Below are 19,690 nucleotides of genomic sequence, written 5' to 3'. Positions count from 1 at the left end.
TTCCTACTTAATCAAGCGCAGTAGCCTTAAGACCAACTGCTAAAACACACAAATCTTTAACTTCGTACAGTAAACTTTGATCTGCGCCGAGTTGTAATGCATTCGTTTTATGAATCTCAATGCCCTTTGGATACCCATCACAAATATTAATTGCATATAAAAGCAGTTCTTTTAAAAGACGAGATACTAAACCGTCTCTCAATGAAGTTGTTCGTAGATTGCTATATTTAAGAAGAGTATCCGGTGCATAATCGACTAAATATTGAATCCATTTTGGTAACACATCAAATTCTGTTTGATAGTATTGAATACATTCTTCCTTTGTGGCAAAAGAAGCAATGTTTTCATCGTTCGGTAACGTTGCATTTTCATCAGTTAAGTCAATGGCCTTCGATATCGCCTCAATTCCCGATAACCACGTTGGTATGCCACGAGAAATAATTGCTGCTGCAATTAACTCCGCAATTTCGACTACCCCATTCCCTTTTATTACGGCTGCATCAACAGCCTGAAGCATCTCTTGTTCTTCACGCCTTGCAGCAAACAATCCAACTAATAATAAACATTTTTCCTTAGCTGTTAACCTTCCATCCTGTACAAATTTCAATATAGTTTCTTTCAACAAAAACACCCCTTATTTCTAAAGAAAAGCCCTTGTTACAAAACAAAGGCTTTCCTTTCTTAAAATAAATAAGACCAACATAAAATTGCAGCAATATAGAATACACCTACGAATAACATAATCATTACTAAATATCCCATAATATCTTTTAATTTTAGACGGGATAAAGCTAATGCTGGTAAAATCCAAAACGGTTGAACTATATCATTCCAGGCGTTCCCTAACATAACAGCCATGGAGTTTTGTGCAACGGATGCCCCTAATGATTGGGCAGCATCGATCATAAATGGACCTTGTACTGTCCAATGCCCACCTGCAGAAGGTGCAAAGAAATTAATAAAGAAAGAACTAATTAATCCCCAGAATGATAAAGTATGTTCCGTTGAAATGTTAACGAATAAATGGGCAATCGTATCAACTAAACCAGATGCAGCCATAATCGCCATAATCCCTGCATAAAACGGGAATTGTAAAATGATTCCTGATACTGTTTTAATACCATCATTAATATGTTCCACATAACGAGCAGGTGTACCAAGTAAAAGTATCCCTAAAAATAAAATAATAAAGTTAATAATGTTTAAGTTTAATGTATTTCCGTTTACAAAGTAGAAAATAGAGTAAACGATACCTAATATTCCAATGGTATAAGCTAAAATTTTACTGTTGTTTAGTTTTGTTGCAAACGTATTATCTTCTAGTAATTTAGGCTTTTCCCCTTGAGCTTCAGCATATAAATCCGGATTTATTTCAATAACATTATTCGGATCTTTTGGATGCAACATTGCATTAAAGAACGGTAAAACAATTAATAGGACGATCGTCAGAATAATCATCGGTAAACTAAAAATCGTTTCAGCTAAGTTAATAAGCCCCATTTCCCCTTCTAAGAAATGACCAGGTGTTGAAATTAAAATAGGAATAGAAGCTGATAAACCTAAACCATAAAATGTGAAACCAGAATAAGCTGCTGCAATAATTAAAGGATAGTGAACCCCTTTAACTCGTATAGCTAATTTTTTCGCAATAATCCCACCTACTACTAAACCAAATCCCCAGTTTAAATAACTACCGATGGCACCCACGAGCGTTGCAACGATAACAGCCGTTTTTGGCGATTTTACCTTACTAGCAATTTTGTTCAACAGTTTATCCGTTGCTGGTGCAGTAGCTAGTACATAACCAAATACTAAAATAACAGCCATTTGAGTAGTAAAGGCTAATAAATCCCAAAATCCATCTCCCCAAGCTGTTGTAAGCTTTGTGAATGAAATATCTTCGATTAAAAGAGCTAAAATAAATGTTAGTAATGTTAACCCAATTGCAAATACAAATGGATCTGGCATATATTTCTTCATTAAATTAGTAAAGAAGTTTGTTAACTTTCCCACGATTATTCCCCCTTGAATTTTAAGCGTTTACATTTTCCGATTTGAAAATATCCCCTAGTTATTTTTAAAATTATAAATCTACTAAAAACTTTTATTTCACATGGTAAAATAGTTAAAAATACTCTATTTGGAGGAACCATTATGCAAAACTTATCTACAATACTTGTGACAGCTTATGCAAAAGCTCCTCAAGGCACTTCGATGTATGAAGTGTACAAGCACGCAGGGATTGTTTTAGAAATTGATAAAAAGACTCATAAAATTATCGATGCTGAGTTTACTTTTGTAACAAGACTTGCACAAGACTTTTTCAGACGTATGCTTGTCGGTTTTGACATTACATCCAATATTGATGAATTAGTCTCCCGTGTTGAAGATCATTATGTAACACCATCAACAGGGTCTGTCATTGTTGCTATCAAATCTGCACAAAAACGTTATTTAGAGAAAATCAAAAATAGTTGATGAAAACTGCCAAATGTTAAATTTGGCAGTTTTCAACTATCGTCGAAATTCCTAACCCACCCGCAATACATAAAGTAACTAAACCATAACGTTTACCTGTTCTTTCTAATTCATGAATCAATTTTGTCATTAAAATTGCCCCTGTTGCCCCAATTGGATGACCTAATGCAATGGCTCCTCCGTTTGGATTCACTTTTCCAATATCTAAATTTAACTCTTCCATCACTGCCAATGACTGGGCTGCAAATGCTTCATTTAATTCAATAACGTCAATATCTTCTATTGTTAAATTGGCTTGTTTTAATGCTTTTAACGTTGCAGGTACTGGTCCAATCCCCATAATGGTTGGATCCACCCCAGCAGCAGCCTGTGCAATGATTCTTACTTTCGGTTTTAAGCCTAATTGATCTGCTTTTTCCTTTGACATTACTAATAATGCCGAAGCACCATCATTTCTCCCACTACTATTACCTGCTGTAACAGAACCTTCTTTTCGAAATACAGGTTTCAAAGTTGAAAGTTTTTCAATTGAAGTAAGTCGTGGATGTTCATCGACGGAAAATACCGACGTTGATTTTCTTCCCTTCACTTCATAAGGAACAATTTGATTTTCAAAGTAGCCTTCTGCAATGGCATGATGGGCACGGTCTTGGCTTAATTGCGCAAAGGCATCCTGGTCTTCACGGGAAATGTTATATTTTTCCGCTAAGTTTTCTGCCGTCTCTCCCATCGTATGAATGTTGTAATGATCAGGTTGTGACCCCGGTTGACTTTCTGTATTCGGATCAAGAATTAATCCGTTACCTGCGCCAAAACCATAACGAGCATTGCGAATATAATAAGGAGCTGTACTCATTGACTCTGTTCCACCAGCAATAATGACATCACTCAGCCCTACGGCAATTTGTTGAGCGGCATTATTTATCGATTGTAAGCCTGATCCACATTGACGATGTACCGTATAGGCAGGAACTTCAATAGGTAATTTCGCTCGTAAAGCAGCAACACGAGCTACATTTGATTGATCTGCACTTTGTTTTGCTTGTCCTAATATTACTTCGTCTACTTCACTACAATCGATTCCTGTTCGTTCTACTAGTGCACTTATCACCTTTTCAGCAAGGAAATCCGCTGTTTCATTTTTTAAAGAGCCACCTAATTTCCCAATCGCAGTTCGAACACCGTCGATAATTACTACTTCCTTCATAACGGCTTTCCCCCTAATCTAAGTGAGTTAATAAACTCTGCTTCAGTATTCTTTTCTACTTCTTCAATTGTTACCCCCGGCATTAATTCCGTTAAATGTAATTTTCCATCCAAATATCGGAATACTGCTAATTCAGTAATGATAATATCTACACTTCTATTAGAAGTAATAGGATAAGTACATTCCTTCAACAATTTACTTTTTCCATCTTTAGATGTGTGAGTAGTAGTGACGATTACTTTCTTTGCACCTTCTAGTAAATCCATCGCCCCTCCAACTCCGATAATATTTTTCCCTGGTACTGCCCAGTTTGCGATTTGAGCCTTTCTATCCACTTGGAGTACTCCTAATATAGCAACATCGATATGTCCACCACGAATCATGGCAAAGGAATCCGCACTATTAAAAAAGGATGATCCAATTCCTTCTCCTACCGGTTGCTTTCCAGCATTCACCAAGTTCGGATCCATATTTTCTTCTATTACATCTTCCACCCCGAGCATGCCATTTTCGGTATGGAAGAATACTTTTTTATCCTCTACATACTTTGAAACTAAAGTTGGAATGCCAATTCCTAAATTGATGACCTCTCCCTCTTGTAGTTCCTGTGCTGCCCTTTTTGCAATTAATTCTTGTACTAGGTTAGCCATTGTTAACGACACCATCCTTTGTTAACACCTTTTTAGCAACAATCACACCATCAATAAAAAGATGGGGTGTGACGATTTCATCGCTTTTTAATTGACCAACTTCTACTATTTCATCTACTTCTGCTACAACATATTTAGCTGCTGTCGCCATTATCGGGTTAAAATTCCTTGCTGTTTTGTAGTAAATTAAGTTTCCAAGTGTATCTGCTTTATGTGCTCGAATGATTGCAACATCTGCTTTTAAAGCTTTCTCAAAAACATATTCTTCTCCATCAATTACTTTCGTTTCTTTTCCTTTTGCAAGATCTGTTCCAACGGAAGTTTTTGTGTAATAACCACCAATTCCAGCTCCACCTGCACGAATGGATTCAGCCAATGTTCCTTGGGGCATTAATTCAATTTCAAGCTCCCCCCGTTGATATGCTTCACCAACGTCCCGATTACTAGTGAAATAAGAGCCAATTGCTTTTTTCACCTTTTTTTGTTGAAGCAATTTTCCGAGTCCTTTTCCCTGCTCACCTAAGTTATTGCTTATAATTGTTAAGTCTTTTACATTTAATTCGACTAATGCATCGATTAACGTAAGGGGCGCCCCAACAAGTCCAAAACCGCCAACCATGATCGTCTGGTTGCTTTGAACAGTAGCCAACGCCTCTTTTTCTGTCTTGAAAATTTTCATTGTTGTCATCACCCCGTTATTTCTCTATTAACGCATCACTAATTTCAAACCAAGATGGTATTCCTGCAGTTAATAAGCAGGCATATCCTAATTCAGCTAATTGGGCTTCTTGTACTCCTACCTTTCTTGCCTTTTTAGCCCAAACATCTGTTTCTTCGTTATTTAAAGTAGTTGTATATATCCCTGTCATTAAAATATGTTTCATCTGTGTTGTAACAGAATTTGTTTCGAGCAACTTTGCTTTTAAAGCGTTTACATCTCCACGGTCAAATAGAATTGCCAACTGTTCAAAATAGCTTCTACTTTGATCTGAAGTTGCAAACTGTCCATAAAAACGAATAATCTCTGAACCATTACTTTCATGGGATATTTTGATAGATTTCGCTCCCGTTAACTCTAGGGCATATTCAAAGGATTGCAATCCGATTTGCAACGCTTTTTCACCTCCGTAGTGATATGCCACTACTAAATATTCCGCAAGCTCTTCTAACGTAGCTCCTCCGTCTATCGAACCTTTTGTATGATAAACCATGCTTCGTGCATATAATCTTGCGGCATTCATTCCAACTAATAAAATATCTTTCTCTTTAACTGATAAAGCCCCCGAAGACATTGCAGCACCCCGTAAAGCAGTATAATGTTGTAACATTTCCGGATTGTAGTCGTACATTTTTTGAACCCATCCAGGAATTACACCATAAACTTTTTTAAAGTAATCAAGTCCTAGTGACACGTATATTCCCCCTTAGAAAATAAAAAATGGCTACACTCCTCCCGACATCATAAAACCTTTGTCGTTTTGAGGAATGCAGCCAACTATTCGAATCGGTTATGAAAGGAAAGTTCGTTTCCTTACGCCTCTTCGATAGGCCATTCAATATGATTTGATATAATGTTTGCATAATTTTCGCTAAATTTCAACTCTTTTTTACAAATTTTTTAAAAATTGAACAATCGCTTTATTAACTTCAGGTCGATTAGAAAATACTAATGTATAATGGTTACTCGGAGATGTGAACTTATGAATATTTTTAACAAATTGTAAAGTTTTACTGTAATGCTCTGCTAAAAATAAGGCAGGATTTGTTCCGATATTACCTTCCGAGTGAATTAATAAAATCGGACAATATATGTTCGAAAAGACTTGGGATGGTTCATAGTCAAAGAAACTTTCTAAGTCTTGACGAATTTTTGCTTCATCAGATTTATTTTTCCAGTATCCATCTACCTTTCCAATTTCATAATGACCAACACTTTCAAGATGATCTGTCCATTCCACACCGAGACGACCATATATCCCTTTAATCTCATCTATGTAACTTTGCGCACTTTCATATAACTTACTAATGCGTCCTAATGAAGGTTCAATAATGTTTCGTTGATGGTCAGTAGCAGTTGCTGCACCATCCAATAAGATTACACCTTTTACGTCTGAGCGTTTACTTGCAACGTTTGCCATTATAAAAGCCCCCATTGAATAACCCATCAAAATTGGATTTTCAATTTCCAACTGTTCTAAAAGAACAAGAATATCCTTTGTATGTTGTTCAATACTTGTATTTTCGGGAGCTTGCCCACTATTTCCGCGCCCTTTTAAATCGACCGAAATAAAACGATAATCCCCTTTTAACAATTGTGCATAATAATGCATTTGTTTGTGATTACCCGTTAAACCATGTACGGCTACAATTGTTCCTTGAGTTCCAGGATAATCTGCATAAAATAATTCTCCCCCGTTCACATTCACTACATTTGTTTCCACATCTACCCCTCCTCAACATTTAGAATCATTTTTACACCCAATGTTTTTAATTGTCAAATTTCATATTTATCAACTTTTTGTTATATTGATATAATTATAAACCGGATTATAAATCGTTCAAATTCACCCTTCAGCAGAAAATGTCATATATCAAAAAAATACTATTTTAAGTTATTTCGAAAAAAGTAGGAATCCAGACGATGTCGAATTCCTACATATTCAAACAATTAAACAGTCTCTACTAACTCTTTTTTTATTTCTTCTATTTGACCAATATGGCGTAGCTCATGGTAACCGACAAGAGATATCCATTGTTTTATAGATAATACTCCAAATCGACGATGTTCCATTGTCCTTTCGTTTAAATCATCTTCACTTAAATTTTGAATCACTTTTTCCAATGAATCTCTAGATTGCGATAGTTTCGTTTTTAATCCCTCTAATGTTTGAAACTTATTCGATGGATTTAAAATTTCCGGAGCAGTTACTTTTTTAGTCCGATCGGCAACCATTTGAACGGGAAATGATCCTGGTTCTTCGAATTCACTTTGGTTCAAAGCATGATGAATTAATCTAATGACATTTTCCTCCATCAAATGTAAATGTTCTAGTACTTGTGCAATACTCCATTTTCCTTCTTCCACTACTTCGTTTAATTGTGCATCTGTTAAACCTACTACACTATTCCAAACTTCTTCTCGAGCTTTTTTTATTTCCATTTCCATCCTCCTCAAGTACAAACGGTCTCTTATTCACTTATTCTATTTATCTCTCATTTAGAACCTTATAGTCAAATTAAAAAGTGAGACGTGTGAACATCTCACTTTTGAAATGGGGTATTCTGTTCTTTTAGGAGGTGGGTGAATAGAGAATGTTAATTAAAAGCATTGGAAGAATAATATTCGATTTCGGTTGATAGAATCATACACCCAACCTCTCGTTCCTCTCCATCGGAATCCAATTATTTGGTTTCCAAAGGCAATCATAGGGAAGAACCAAAAACTATTACCGTTTCTTAGCCAAATAAAAGTATTTCGGAAGAAACACCGTCTAATTCCACCTATTCCACCTCTGCTAGCGAATTCTTGTTGTTGGAATGAAGTCATTTGTGGTGTAAAACTTGGTGGTGGTGCCGTTGGAGCTTGAAGTTGGCCTGGACCTCCTCCTGGGAATCCACCTCCCGGGAACCCTGGAAATTCTCCTGGGCCACCGCCACCTGGGAATCCCGGAAATCCTCCTCCCGGAATTCCTGGGAAACCTCCTGGAAATGATTGACGTTGTGGGGACTCATCATTAAAATCAATAGGACGCACTGCAAAATCCTCCCTTCTTTTATGAGCTAACATTAATTTATGTAGGAATAAAAGGTAGGCTTAGGTTGAGTATCATGAGTCAACAATTTTCTTTGAAAACTTTTTCCAATTAGCTTGTCTAATTTCTATATAGTCAATCACCTATCCTTTAAAAAATCCCCTTTTGTATACTTACGAATATTATCCATTTTCTTGAATATGTTTTAACGACATGCTTTTTCTTTCCCTTACACTAAACTATTTTGGCTGAACAACTTAGAAGGAGCTGAATTTTATTCTTCAATTTGTCATTCCAAAAGAAAAATATAGCCTATGTCTCGTGAATCCAAGTAAAAAGGATGTTCATGACGTCTATTTAAAGTATTTTGGGCATGTAGTAAAGGGGTCTATTTACTATGACTTTCAACCAACCTATATGCAAACGGAAATTCTTTTTGGAGAAAGTTACGCAATTCTCGAAGAATATAACCAACGGGATTTGGATTTAGATACTACCTTTCACTACGAGGTGCTCTATGTATCCGATGAAGGCCTTATTCTAAAGAAGTTTTATCGAAAAAAATTAGAAAATATAAAATCCCTCGAATCTCATCCATTATTCCAATCTGCTATTTGGATGATAGAGGAGAGAACAAGTGAGTATATTAATACGGAGGATATAATCCAGATTGTTTCAAAAGATGTTTATGCAGCAAAAGTACCTACCAACAACAGTACTTATCACTATTTAATGAAAAAAAGCGAGCTATTTGAACCGTTTTTTAAAGACTTATATAACGAAATGGAAAGCTATTATAATGGAGATAAACGTCACTCTATCGAAAAATGGGATTTCGCAGAATTTTTACAAACAGAATATGGTGTTCAATTTGAACACTCTGAAGGGGTTGACATCATTCTATCCAACTGTTTAGGAATGATGCGTAAATTGAATATAACGAAAGAAGAAATGGCTGAGTATTTTTGTAAATATATTTTGTAACCTAGCAACAATGCTAAAGTAGTATTAGAAAGGTGTTCTAATACTACTTTTTTGATATCCTTTTTTAATCCCTCTAGCTTTTTACTCCTAAAAAATCGGAACTCTTTTTTTATTTCCCACTACTTTTTATTTGAAATTGAATAATAATGTGACCTTTTTCCTCATAAATTAAATAAGAAAAAGAAACTATGATAAAAAAGGAGGATATAGAAATTTTTTACATCTTACTATTCATAACAGGAATTTGTTTAATACTGGCATTAAAAAAGAAGCAATTTAAGCTATTAACCATTCCTTTTATTGCAATTGCTCTCTACATAGTAGCGGAAATTATTATGATTCCCCTCCCACTTTTAGACACTGTTAAATTTATATTCAGCCTTCAATAACTATGCAAATTTGACTATTCCTCTTTAAAATTTACCTACAACAAATCATCCCTTATTTTTAAAAACACCTTTTCTAAAGGAATAAAATTTAATTATTTTTCCTTTGTCTTTTACAGTGAAGTGAAAATAAAATTCTCCAATAAAAAGGAAGTGGGAAAGTATTTAATAGAAACTTTTAAATCCTTAAATTATCCTTGCAACAATTATTTGGGGAATTTAATCCACAGGGGTGAAAAGGTGAAAAAAATTGATAAAAACATTGCAGATGCCTATTTTCGTGAAAAAAACATTTATATGGTGATCTATTTCATCATCTGGGCTCTTGTTTCTTATGGCATCGTGTTAATAGCAGAGCCATTAAGTAATATTTACTTTAATGGTTTTCCGTTTCACTATTTTATGGGGGCACAAGGAGCTCTAGCAGTATTTATTATTTTATTGTTTGTGAATGCCATCGTTGGGGATAAAATTGACAAAAAATATGGAATTGATCATAGGAAAAACGAAGAAATTGGGAGCAATAGTACAGTAAATCATTAAAGAAGGTAGTTCATTTAAAGGGGGATAGTTATTGGATACACAATTTATTGTATCGCTTGCGATTATTTTAGCGACCTTCGCCTTGTATATTTACATCGCTGTTTATAACAAAGCAAAAGCAACATCGGATTTCTATGTGGCGAGCCGCGGTGTGCCTCCTATTTGGAATGGGATGGCAATTGGTGCCGATTGGATGAGTGCAGCTTCCTTCATTGGTATGGCTGGTACGATTATGGTGCTTGGCTATGATGGTTTAGCTTATATTATGGGGTGGACTGGTGGCTATTTATTATTAACCTTCTTACTCGCTCCACAATTACGAAAGTCTGGTAGTTACACCGTTCCTGAATTTATTGGGGATCGATTTAAAAGTAATACAGCCCTTGTAATAGCAGCAATTTGTACGATGATTATCAGTTTTACTTATTCTATCGGTCAACTTTCAGGTTCAGGAGTGGTCATTGGACGACTTTTTGAAATTGATGCGAAGCTTGGAACTATGATTGGCGTTGTTTTAATTGCGGTTTATGCAGCCTTCGGAGGAATGAAAGGGATTACATGGACCCAAGTAGCTCAATATCTTGTATTAATTATTGCCTACTTAGTACCTGTTATCTTTATGTCCCTTCAAATTACCGGAAATCCACTCCCTTGGTTATCGTACGGTGAAATTGTTGGAAAGTTAGGCGAATTGGATCGGGAACTCGGTCTTTCCGAATATTTTGCTCCCTTTGAAAAAGGAACGAAATGGCAATTTCTTGCTCTAATGTTTACATTAATGGCTGGTACAGCTGGTCTTCCTCACGTTATCGCTCGTTTCTATACTGTATCAACGATGAAAGCAGCTCGATGGTCAGGAGCTTGGGCGCTATTATTTATCGGATTATTATACTTCTCTGCACCTGCCTATGCTGCGTTTTCTCGTTTTATTCTTATGACACAGGTTGCTGGAAGTAAAATTTCTGAACTTCCTGCTTGGACAAAAACATGGGTGGATACGGGGTTATTAAAAGTAGCTGATACTAGCGGCAACGGTATACTTGAATGGACCGAATTAGTAATTGCAAACGATATTGTCGTAATGGCTACACCAGAAATTGCAAATCTAGGTGCTTTTGTTATTGGTTTAGTAGCCGCTGGTGCAATGGCTGCAGCATTATCTACAGCTGGTGGATTGTTAATCGCTATTTCTTCTGCCTTTGCCCACGATATTTATTATCGAATTTTAAAACCGACGGCAACAGATCAACAACGTTTAAAAGTTGGACGTATTACAATTGTTGTGGCTACTCTTTTAGCTGGCTTAATCGCCTTAAATCCTCCAGGGGCTATAACGCAAATTGTGGCCTGGGCATTTGCACTCGCTACAGGAACATTCTTCCCAGCATTAGTACTAGGTGTTTGGTGGAAACGTTCAAATGCTCAAGGTTTAATAGCTGGATTACTTGTTGGACTTGGTGTCACACTAGCTTACATCTTCGCTGCCAAGTATGGTGGATTTACAATTCTAGGCATTATTGATACTGGTGCCGGTATTTTCGGAGCCATTGCTGCCTTTGCTACGAACATCATCGTTTCCCTTGCTACAAAGCCACCTTCCCAAGAAATACAAGATTCAGTTATTAACCTTCGCTATCCAGAGCAAATGACTTATAAAGACGGTGAAGTATTCATGAAAGAATAAACTATAATAGCCAAGTATCACACCATTTTGTGAATGCTTGGCTATTTTTTAATTGTCCAGTTTGTGTCTAATCTTTTTTTAATTATTTTTTTCTTCTTATAAAAACGAAACTTACGAATATGGAATTCGTATAATAAATATCAGTACATTTTTCTAGCTTAAATTTCTATTTAGAAAGGAATGATTCGATGTTAGATAAAATTTTAAAAGGTTTATTAGGCGGAAATCATGGCCACGGTCATCGTCGTCGTTATTCAAGTAGTAGTCGCAAACATTATTCTCATAAACATAATTATTATGGTCATAAACACTATAAAAAAGGTTACAAACGTAGTTCAAGAAGTTTCTTCAGTTCCCGTAGCTTTTTCAGTAGCTAATGTTCGATTACTTTTCTGAAAAGAAATATGACCAAATTGTAAAAGACTATATCAATCAACAAACAGCATACCATTTTATCGAAATGATTGGCTTAGGTTCTTATGGTGTTGCCTATTTAATTGAAGACGCTGTTACAAGGGAGAAATTTGTTCTAAAAAGAATGAAGGCAAAGCATATTCGTAAGGAAAAACTACGAAATAAGTTTTTCCAAGAAATTAATATGTTAAAAGATATCGATTTCTTTAACGTCCCTTCCGTTTTATTTCACGGAGAAATTCAAAAGTTACCTTACTATATAATGGAGTATGTAGATGGGCAAACCTTTGAACAAGTAATTTTTAAAAATGGTATGCGCTTTTCTATAGAACAATCACTTCAAATAACAAAGAAACTTCTTGAAATTGTTATTAAATTTCATAAAAAAGGAATCGTTCATCGAGATTTACGTATTCCTAATATTTTGTTAAAAGATAATCAAATATATATTATTGATTTCGGCTTAGCTACTTACATGAAAGAAGATGTAAATCTAAAGGAAATTAATAATCCTAAGCGTGCCGAAAATTATATTAGTGATCTTTACTTTATTGGTCATTTTCTTCTGTTCTTACTATATTCAACCTATACTCCGATGAAAAAAAAGGAACGTAGTTGGCAAGAAGAATTAGAGCTACCCCCACAAGTAACAGAATATATTGAACGATTGCTTTTAATTCGTTCACCATTTAGTAGTACCGAAGATGCATTAGTATCCATTCCTTTAATAGCCCAACTACAAAGCTAACTAAGTTTTGAAAAGTACTACCTTTTTATTTCAAAAATTTTCAAAAACTTGTATTCATAAGTATTTGCTCCTCATTTTTTGTCTATCCTTTTAGGAGAAACAAAGGAGGAAACCACAAATGCTAAAATTTGAATCCGAACTTGAAGGGAAACAAGTAGAATTTGGCTCTTTGCGGGATAATATTAAACGCTACGGATTTTGTTTAGGTAGCTATTGGGATTATGATCAAGGTTTTTTTGATACAATTTTATACAAAAAAGATGAAGAAACAATATACTTGCGTCTTCCCTTTGTAGTAACAAGCGGGATGCTTGATTCAAGTAAGGCACGTATTCAATTTCAAACTCCCTATGTTATTAAACACGTTGTAAACCTTGGTTTAGATTTTGATGAAAGTTCTTTACTGGAGGCAACTGGTTTTAGTCAATTCCAAGATCCAGTAGATAAAGATGCTGAAATTCAACATAAACATAAATGGGTTGAAGCTGGAGAACAGGTTGTTAACAAAGTCCTTCAATATATTAATTAAAAAACACTCTATAAGAAAAATGAGCAATCATTTTTCCTATAGAGTGTTTTGGGTTTCTTATCCATTATTCACTTCAAAACAAAATCTAAAGGCTCTACTCATTGTAGTAGGAACGACAGACGCATGATTTTCATCCATCGTGATAAATAACTGTTGATGTATGCTAGTAGGTAGCTCTTTATAAAAACGTACAGCATCCTCCACCATAAATCCTTCCCTCACCCCTACTATCATGTAAAGGGGACCATTGTTCAAACACCTTCTGTTTCTATACATTACTCTTTTCACTTTAAGTATAGTCCTTTTAAAAAAAGAATCCACCTAAAAAGCGGATTCTCCAATCGTTTAACTATATTGATGTTGATGTAAACGGGCAAAAATTCCATTGTCCGCTATTAATTCATTGTAGGACCCATCTTCTTCAATGCCTTTTGGCGTAACAACAATTACCCGGTCCGCATCTTTAATTGTAGCAAGACGGTGGGCAATGACAAGGGTAGTACGATTTTCAGCCAGTTCTGCCAAAGATTCTTGAATTATTTTTTCCGTTTCAGTATCCAGTGCAGAAGTCGCTTCATCTAAAATTAATATCGGTGGATTTTTTAAAAACATTCGCGCAATGGCAAGACGTTGTTTTTGTCCTCCTGAAAGTTTTAAACCACGCTCTCCAATTTGTGTTTCAAGACCTTCTGATAAACCTTGAACGAACTCTTCCAAATGGGCTTTTTTCAAGGCATTTTGAATTTCTTCCTCGGTCGCGTCCCGTTTTCCATATGCGATATTTTCTCGAATCGTCCCTGTAAATAGGAATACATCTTGCTGTACAATCCCAATTTGCTCGCGTAATGAACGTTTTGTCATATCTCGAATATCGATGCCATCTATCGATATAGAACCACTCTGCACATCATAAAAACGTGGTATTAACGAACAAATCGTAGTTTTTCCTGCTCCCGATGGGCCGACAAATGCCGTCATTTCACCTGCTTTTAACTCAAAGGATATATTGTCTAAAATCGTTTTATCCTCTTCATAACCAAATGTAACATTTTCAAACTTAATGTCACCGTGTAAATAAGGTACGTCGATAGCACCTGCTTTATCCTGTACTTCAGGTTGTTCACTTAATAATTCTTGGAATCGTTTAAAACCAGCCATCCCTTTCGGATATAACTCAAGTAACGCACTAATTTTATCGATTGGCTTAATTAACACATTTGTGTAAAGAACAAAGCTTACCAATTCCCCATAGGATAACTGGTTATTAAAGCTTAACCATGCCCCCACAACTAATACGACTAAAGTTAATAGTCGCGTCATCATGTAAATACCAGAATGGGTACCTGCCATCACTTTATAGCCAAATAACTTTGCTTTTTTAAATAATCCATTTTGTTCACGGAAACGTTCCATTTCAAAAGCTTCGTTTGTAAAGGATTGTACTACTCGAATACCGGAGACACTGTCTTCCACACGACCGTTTACTTCGGCAATTTTGCCATACATTTCCTTCCAAGCTGCATTCATTTTCTTATTGCTAAAGGTTACGATCCAAACTAAAAATGGTACGGCAACTAATGCTACTAATGCTAAAGTCGAATTAACATTGAACATAATTGCAAATGCCCCGATAAACGTCATAACGGCGATGAAAAAATCTTCTGGACCATGGTGAGCAAATTCTCCAATATCGAATAAGTCGTTTGTAATTCGGCTCATTAGATGGCCTGTTTTATGATTATCAAAGAAACGGAATGATTGTTTTTGGAGGTGATTGAATAAATCCTGACGCATGTCCGTTTCAATATTGATACCTAATTTATGACCTAAATAGTTTACGATAAAGTTTAAAACTGTGCTTAATGCATAAACAAGTAATAATAAAATACTTACTTTTACAATTGTCCCCCACTCATTCGTAGGTAATAATGTATCGATAAACCATTGAACAGCAATTGGGAAAGCTAATTCCAAAATCGCTACAATGATTGCACTTGTAAAGTCAACGATAAATAAACGCCTATGTGGTTTATAATACGAAAAAAACTTTGAAAGCATAGATGTCTCCTCTCATTTCGGTTTGCGAAGTATTTTCCCACTATTTTATCTTATATGCAGTTGAAATGTTAGGCTTAATTTAAATTTATTTTAAGTTCAATATTTTCACTAACTGCTCATTTAAAACGTTAGCCTTTTGTTGAAAGCCTTCTTTATACCATTGAATGATCATTCCTAAAATAGCATTTGCTTGATAGGATGCGTAAAAATTCGGATCAATACCCTCATTTACTTGAAAATGCTCTTTAGCATCTTCTGTAAATAACCGTTTCGTCTCTTCGAATAGTAAATAGTAATAAGTTAAAGGCACATTTTTAGAAAAGACAATACGATAAAACTCTTTATATTTTTCAATATGATGGAAAATTCGTATCGTCGATGGATCCAATTCACTTGTTTTTATTTTTACAACATGGCGATATGGTTCTTGATAGGAGTTAGCCAAATCCTCCATCATTTCCCTAAAATATTCTTCAAATAAATCGCCAACTTGAGAATAGTGCAAATAAAATGTTCCCCTATTAACTTTTGCATTTCTACATATTTCAGAAATTGAAATAGATTCTAACGGTTTATTTTTTAATAAAGTAAGCAATGCTGTATGAAGAGCTTCCTTTGTTTTTATAATCCGTAAATCGACTTGACTCAAAATTTATTTCACCTCTTTATAAACAAAATATTTAATATGTGTTCATTAATGAACAGTATACATGTTTTTGCTTATTGAAAGCGTTTACTTAATATATTTATAATATTTATTGTACAGATGTTCAATAAATTCAGGGAGGATTTTACTATGAGATTGCAAGATAAAGTAGCGATTGTAACTGGTGCAGCATCAGGTATGGGAAAAGCAATTGCAGAAGGTTATGCAAATGAAGGTGCAAAAGTCGTTGTATCAGATTACAATTTCGAAGGTGCAAAAGCTGTTGCAGATGCAATTAACGTAAATGGTGGCGTTGCTATCGCTAATCGTACAAACGTTGCTGAATTAGCAGATTTGGAAAATTTATTCAAAGAGACAAAAGACGCCTTTGGTAAATTAGATATTATAGTAAATAATGCAGGAATCATGGATGGTATGGAGCCTGTAGGTGAAATCTCTGATGAAAAATGGGATCGGGTATTTGCGGTTAATACTACTGGTGTTATGCGTGCGATGCGTATTGCAACGAACATTTTCTTAGAACAAGGCTACGGTGTAATTGTTAATAATATTTCTGCAGGTGGTTTACGAGGAGCTCGTGCTGGTGCAGCTTATACTGCTTCTAAACACGCTGTAACTGGTTTAACAAAAAATACTGCCTATATGTATGCTAATTCTGGAATCCGTTGCAACGGGATTGCTCCAGGAGGAGTAGCTACAAATATTAGCGCTTCCATGACAAACGTCTCTGAATTTGGTGCTGGTCGTCAAATGACTGGTAATGCGACAATGCCGCGAGTTGGTCAACCAGAAGAAATTGCTCAATTAGCGACTTTCTTAGGTTCTGATGAATCAAGCTTCGTCAACGGCCAAGTAATTGCTGCCGATGCTGGTTGGCTAGCTTACTAAGCACAACAAAATAAAGCTTTTGAGTGTAGAAAAGGTGATTTTCACTTTATCTACACTCTTTTTATTTTACTTATTATCCAACGACTCTAAATACCGATATAGGGTTGATTTACTGATTCCAGTTTCATTTTTAATATCGTGCAATGAATATTTCCCTGAATGATACATTAAAATTGCTTTTTGAATGCTTTCACCCGACTTTTTAGGACGACCAATTATTTTTCCTTGTTCTTTAGCATGTGCTAGTCCAATCGTTGTTGACTGTTTTACAATATCTTGCTGAAATTCTAGTATAACATCCATTATTTCTTGCAAAGAAAAGTCCAATTTCCCTTTACTTTCAATACCCTCTTTTAAAAAACGAATTGTTACCTTGTCTTTTTCACATATTTTTAATAGTTCCATCAAATGCCGTGTTGTATCAGCCAATGCAAACATTCGTTCAACAATAATCGTATCTCCTTCTTGAAGTAACATAAGCATTTGCTCAAGGGCAATCCGTTTTTTGGGGGATCCATGTTGTTCACGGAAAATTTCATTACAACCTTTTAGTACATGTAACTGATTTTCACATTGGATATCATTATAAAGGGGTCTAATATAACCGTAGATCATTTTATCACTCCTAAATAAATTCCCAAAAAGGTTCCATTTTAGGAATAGAGGTGTTATGATAATCAAAGATTTTTTTCTAAAACTTCAAACAAAGCAAATTGTTATGTAAAGGAGAATACCATGCAAAGTTTAAAACAACAATGGTTTGGTAACGTGCGTGGCGATATTTTATCAGGAATTGTCGTAGCACTCGCACTCATTCCAGAAGCAATCGCCTTTTCCATTATAGCAGGCGTGGATCCTATGGTAGGGCTTTATGCATCGTTTACGATGGCTGTTACGATTGCATTCGCCGGTGGACGACCGGGAATGATTTCTGCAGCAACAGGCGCTATGGCCCTTGTTATGGTTCCATTAGTTCGGGACTACGGATTACAGTATTTATTTGCAGCAGCAATTTTAACAGGATTAATACAAATACTTTTTGGTGTTTTCAAAATTGCTAAGTTAATGAAATTTATTCCGAATGCTGTCATGATTGGCTTCGTCAATTCATTAGCTATATTAATTTTTATGGCCCAAGTACCGCATTTTATCGGCATTTCAACAATGACATATGTATTCGTCGGTATAACACTTCTTCTTGTCTATACGTTACCACGTTTCATAAAAGTCATTCCCGCTCCCCTTATTGCAATCATTCTTTTAACGTTTATTGCGATTTTTGGAGGCGTTGAACTAAGAACAATCGGGGATTTAGGATCCATAACGCAAACTTTACCATCCTTCCTCATACCTAATGTTCCTTTTAATTTTGAAACATTACAGATTATTTTCCCGTTCTCATTATCCCTTGCTATTGTAGGTTTAGTAGAGTCATTATTAACTTCCCAAATTGTCGATGATATGACTGGTACGGAAAGTAATAAAAATAGAGAAGCTCGCGGTCAAGGGATTGCCAATATCGTCACTGGGTTCTTTGGAGGGATGGCAGGTTGTGCTATGATCGGTCAATCCGTTATTAATGTCAAGTCCGGTGGTCGCGGTCGTCTATCCACACTAGTAGCGGGCTTATTTTTAATCTTTTTAATTATCGTTCTCGGAGATTTAGTAGTTAAAATTCCAATGCCAGTACTTGTTGGAATTATGATTATGGTGAGTATCGGAACCTTTGATTGGAGCTCCTTTAAATATTTAGTAAAAGCTCCTAGAACGGATGTCATAGTCATGCTAACAACTGTCGTCATTGTTGTTTGGACTCATGATTTATCAAAAGGTGTTATAGCAGGGGTCATTTTAAGTGCGATTTTCTTCGTTGTAAAAATTTCTACAGTAAAAATTAAACAAGAAGGTAATCAATTCATTGTATATGGTCAGCTATTCTTCGCCTCAACCGAATCTTTTATTGACTACTTTAAAAAGGTCGAAATTACAAATAACCAGATTCAACTTGATTTCTCAAATAGTCGAATTTGGGATGATTCTGGTGTTGGTGCATTATTGAAAGTGGAAGATTTATTAAGAGAAAAAGGGATTCAAGTTGAAGTGATCGAATTAGATGCTTCAAGTAAAAAAGTCATCTCAAAATTACAAGGAATGTCATCATCTCATTAAAGGGGGATTCGCATGTATAAACAGATTTTATTAGCAGCGGATGGTTCTGAAAATGCTGTCCGCGCAACAAAAGAGGCGATAAAAATTGCTTCTTTTCATAAAGATTCTATCATTGATGTAGTTTATGTTGTAGACTTCGAAAAGACGAAGGTAGAAGTATTACATTCCTCATCTAGCGAAGCATTAAACCTAGAACGACGTAAAAAATTATCCAAAATAGAACATCTGTTACGCGAATCAAATATTTCTTATAAGGTGATTATTCTACATGGCACACCAGGACTTGAGATTGTAAAATATGCCAACGAGCAACAAGTTGATTTAGTCGTTATTGGTAGCCGAGGCTTAAACAGCTTACAAGAGATGGTACTAGGTAGTGTTAGTCATAAAGTAATGAAACGAGTAAATTGCCCAGCATTAATAGTAAAATAAATTTCAAAAGGGCGTCTCCAATAGTAAAGTGTACCCTTTGTAAAGGACATTTTTAAAAAAGGCTTTTAAGCAACTTGAAGAAGATGGTGACTGTATTGTGC

General features: G+C 35.4%; 22 protein-coding genes. 9 read left to right on the top strand and 13 right to left on the bottom strand.

The features are described 5' to 3' along the window. Positions 1-7: 7 nt before the first annotated feature. Positions 8-622 carry a hypothetical protein gene (locus ACH0B5_RS12180; protein ID WP_406927879.1) on the bottom strand — a complete coding sequence of 205 codons (615 nt, stop codon included), beginning with the start codon at positions 620-622 and terminating at the stop codon, positions 8-10. A 59-nt stretch (positions 623-681) separates the two neighbouring features. Continuing rightward, the gene (locus ACH0B5_RS12175; protein WP_122972013.1) at positions 682-2,013 is read right to left on the bottom strand and encodes a short-chain fatty acid transporter; all 1,332 of its coding nucleotides are present in this window, start codon (positions 2,011-2,013) and stop codon (positions 682-684) included. Positions 2,014-2,154: 141 nt separating this feature from the next. Between ACH0B5_RS12175 and ACH0B5_RS12170 the strand changes: the two genes are divergently transcribed. After that, positions 2,155-2,478, top strand: coding sequence for a DUF3870 domain-containing protein (locus ACH0B5_RS12170; protein WP_122972012.1), 324 nt, complete (start codon positions 2,155-2,157; stop codon positions 2,476-2,478). A 16-nt stretch (positions 2,479-2,494) separates the two neighbouring features. Here ACH0B5_RS12170 and ACH0B5_RS12165 read toward each other — a convergent pair whose 3' ends face one another. The 7 genes from ACH0B5_RS12165 to ACH0B5_RS12135 all read right to left on the bottom strand — a co-directional run bounded on the left by ACH0B5_RS12165 (position 2,495) and on the right by ACH0B5_RS12135 (position 8,089). Next, positions 2,495-3,685 (bottom strand): thiolase family protein, encoded by a 1,191-nt coding sequence (locus ACH0B5_RS12165; RefSeq protein WP_122972011.1) that lies wholly within the window; start codon positions 3,683-3,685, stop codon positions 2,495-2,497. Next, positions 3,682-4,335: a 3-oxoacid CoA-transferase subunit B gene (locus tag ACH0B5_RS12160; RefSeq protein ID WP_122972010.1), complete on the bottom strand. Its 654-nt coding sequence runs from the start codon at positions 4,333-4,335 to the stop codon at positions 3,682-3,684. The genes ACH0B5_RS12165 and ACH0B5_RS12160 overlap by 4 nt, the downstream gene beginning before the upstream one ends. Continuing rightward, positions 4,328-5,014 carry a CoA transferase subunit A gene (locus tag ACH0B5_RS12155; protein WP_341361470.1) on the bottom strand — a complete coding sequence of 229 codons (687 nt, stop codon included), beginning with the start codon at positions 5,012-5,014 and terminating at the stop codon, positions 4,328-4,330. The genes ACH0B5_RS12160 and ACH0B5_RS12155 overlap by 8 nt, the downstream gene beginning before the upstream one ends. A 16-nt stretch (positions 5,015-5,030) precedes the next feature. Further along, entirely contained in the window at positions 5,031-5,747 is a 717-nt protein-coding gene (locus ACH0B5_RS12150) for a carboxymuconolactone decarboxylase family protein (RefSeq protein ID WP_122972008.1), read from the bottom strand. Positions 5,748-5,942: 195 nt separating this feature from the next. After that, entirely contained in the window at positions 5,943-6,776 is an 834-nt protein-coding gene (locus ACH0B5_RS12145; protein WP_406927878.1) for an alpha/beta fold hydrolase, read from the bottom strand. Positions 6,777-7,003: 227 nt separating this feature from the next. Continuing rightward, positions 7,004-7,495, bottom strand: coding sequence for a DinB family protein (locus ACH0B5_RS12140; protein ID WP_158599697.1), 492 nt, complete (start codon positions 7,493-7,495; stop codon positions 7,004-7,006). Positions 7,496-7,654: 159 nt separating this feature from the next. After that, positions 7,655-8,089 (bottom strand): hypothetical protein, encoded by a 435-nt coding sequence (locus ACH0B5_RS12135; RefSeq protein WP_338322897.1) that lies wholly within the window; start codon positions 8,087-8,089, stop codon positions 7,655-7,657. A 319-nt stretch (positions 8,090-8,408) separates the two neighbouring features. On the opposite strand from ACH0B5_RS12135, the gene ACH0B5_RS12130 reads away from it, so the two are divergent. The 5 genes from ACH0B5_RS12130 (at position 8,409) to ACH0B5_RS12110 (ending at position 13,375) form a co-directional block, all read left to right on the top strand. Continuing rightward, the gene (locus tag ACH0B5_RS12130; protein WP_148037820.1) at positions 8,409-9,071 is read left to right on the top strand and encodes a hypothetical protein; all 663 of its coding nucleotides are present in this window, start codon (positions 8,409-8,411) and stop codon (positions 9,069-9,071) included. 626 nt (positions 9,072-9,697) lie between these two features. Next, positions 9,698-10,000, top strand: a complete 303-nt coding sequence (locus ACH0B5_RS12125; protein WP_122972003.1) for a DUF4212 domain-containing protein — start codon at positions 9,698-9,700, stop codon at positions 9,998-10,000. 31 nt (positions 10,001-10,031) lie between these two features. Then, the gene (locus ACH0B5_RS12120) at positions 10,032-11,684 is read left to right on the top strand and encodes a sodium:solute symporter family protein (protein ID WP_122972002.1); all 1,653 of its coding nucleotides are present in this window, start codon (positions 10,032-10,034) and stop codon (positions 11,682-11,684) included. Between the two features lie 376 nt (positions 11,685-12,060). Next, positions 12,061-12,846, top strand: a complete 786-nt coding sequence (locus ACH0B5_RS12115; RefSeq protein WP_122972000.1) for a serine/threonine protein kinase — start codon at positions 12,061-12,063, stop codon at positions 12,844-12,846. Between the two features lie 118 nt (positions 12,847-12,964). Then, entirely contained in the window at positions 12,965-13,375 is a 411-nt protein-coding gene (locus ACH0B5_RS12110; protein ID WP_122971999.1) for a YugN family protein, read from the top strand. 57 nt (positions 13,376-13,432) lie between these two features. Here the strand turns inward: ACH0B5_RS12110 and ACH0B5_RS12105 are convergent, their stop codons facing one another. The 3 genes from ACH0B5_RS12105 to ACH0B5_RS12095 form a co-directional block, all read right to left on the bottom strand. Next, positions 13,433-13,579 carry a hypothetical protein gene (locus ACH0B5_RS12105; RefSeq protein WP_206613376.1) on the bottom strand — a complete coding sequence of 49 codons (147 nt, stop codon included), beginning with the start codon at positions 13,577-13,579 and terminating at the stop codon, positions 13,433-13,435. A 141-nt stretch (positions 13,580-13,720) separates the two neighbouring features. Beyond that, entirely contained in the window at positions 13,721-15,433 is a 1,713-nt protein-coding gene (locus tag ACH0B5_RS12100) for an ABC transporter ATP-binding protein (protein WP_122971997.1), read from the bottom strand. An 85-nt stretch (positions 15,434-15,518) separates the two neighbouring features. After that, positions 15,519-16,082 carry a TetR-like C-terminal domain-containing protein gene (locus tag ACH0B5_RS12095; protein ID WP_122971996.1) on the bottom strand — a complete coding sequence of 188 codons (564 nt, stop codon included), beginning with the start codon at positions 16,080-16,082 and terminating at the stop codon, positions 15,519-15,521. Between the two features lie 147 nt (positions 16,083-16,229). On the opposite strand from ACH0B5_RS12095, the gene ACH0B5_RS12090 reads away from it, so the two are divergent. After that, positions 16,230-16,988, top strand: coding sequence for an SDR family oxidoreductase (locus ACH0B5_RS12090; RefSeq protein WP_406927877.1), 759 nt, complete (start codon positions 16,230-16,232; stop codon positions 16,986-16,988). A 66-nt stretch (positions 16,989-17,054) separates the two neighbouring features. On the opposite strand, the gene ACH0B5_RS12085 is transcribed toward ACH0B5_RS12090, so the two are convergent. Then, positions 17,055-17,603, bottom strand: a complete 549-nt coding sequence (locus ACH0B5_RS12085) for a recombinase family protein (protein ID WP_122971994.1) — start codon at positions 17,601-17,603, stop codon at positions 17,055-17,057. Positions 17,604-17,723: 120 nt separating this feature from the next. On the opposite strand from ACH0B5_RS12085, the gene ACH0B5_RS12080 reads away from it, so the two are divergent. Then, positions 17,724-19,157: a SulP family inorganic anion transporter gene (locus ACH0B5_RS12080; protein ID WP_122971993.1), complete on the top strand. Its 1,434-nt coding sequence runs from the start codon at positions 17,724-17,726 to the stop codon at positions 19,155-19,157. Between the two features lie 12 nt (positions 19,158-19,169). Next, complete coding sequence (locus ACH0B5_RS12075; protein WP_122971992.1) at positions 19,170-19,589, top strand: universal stress protein; 420 nt, start codon at positions 19,170-19,172, stop codon at positions 19,587-19,589. Positions 19,590-19,690: the final 101 nt, after the last annotated feature.

Source organism: Ureibacillus sp. 179-F W5.1 NHS (assembly GCF_045369345.1).
GTDB lineage: Bacteria > Bacillota > Bacilli > Bacillales_A > Planococcaceae > Ureibacillus > Ureibacillus halotolerans.
Note: the sequence above shows the minus strand (reverse complement) of the source record. Positions and strands in the feature narration are given on the sequence as shown.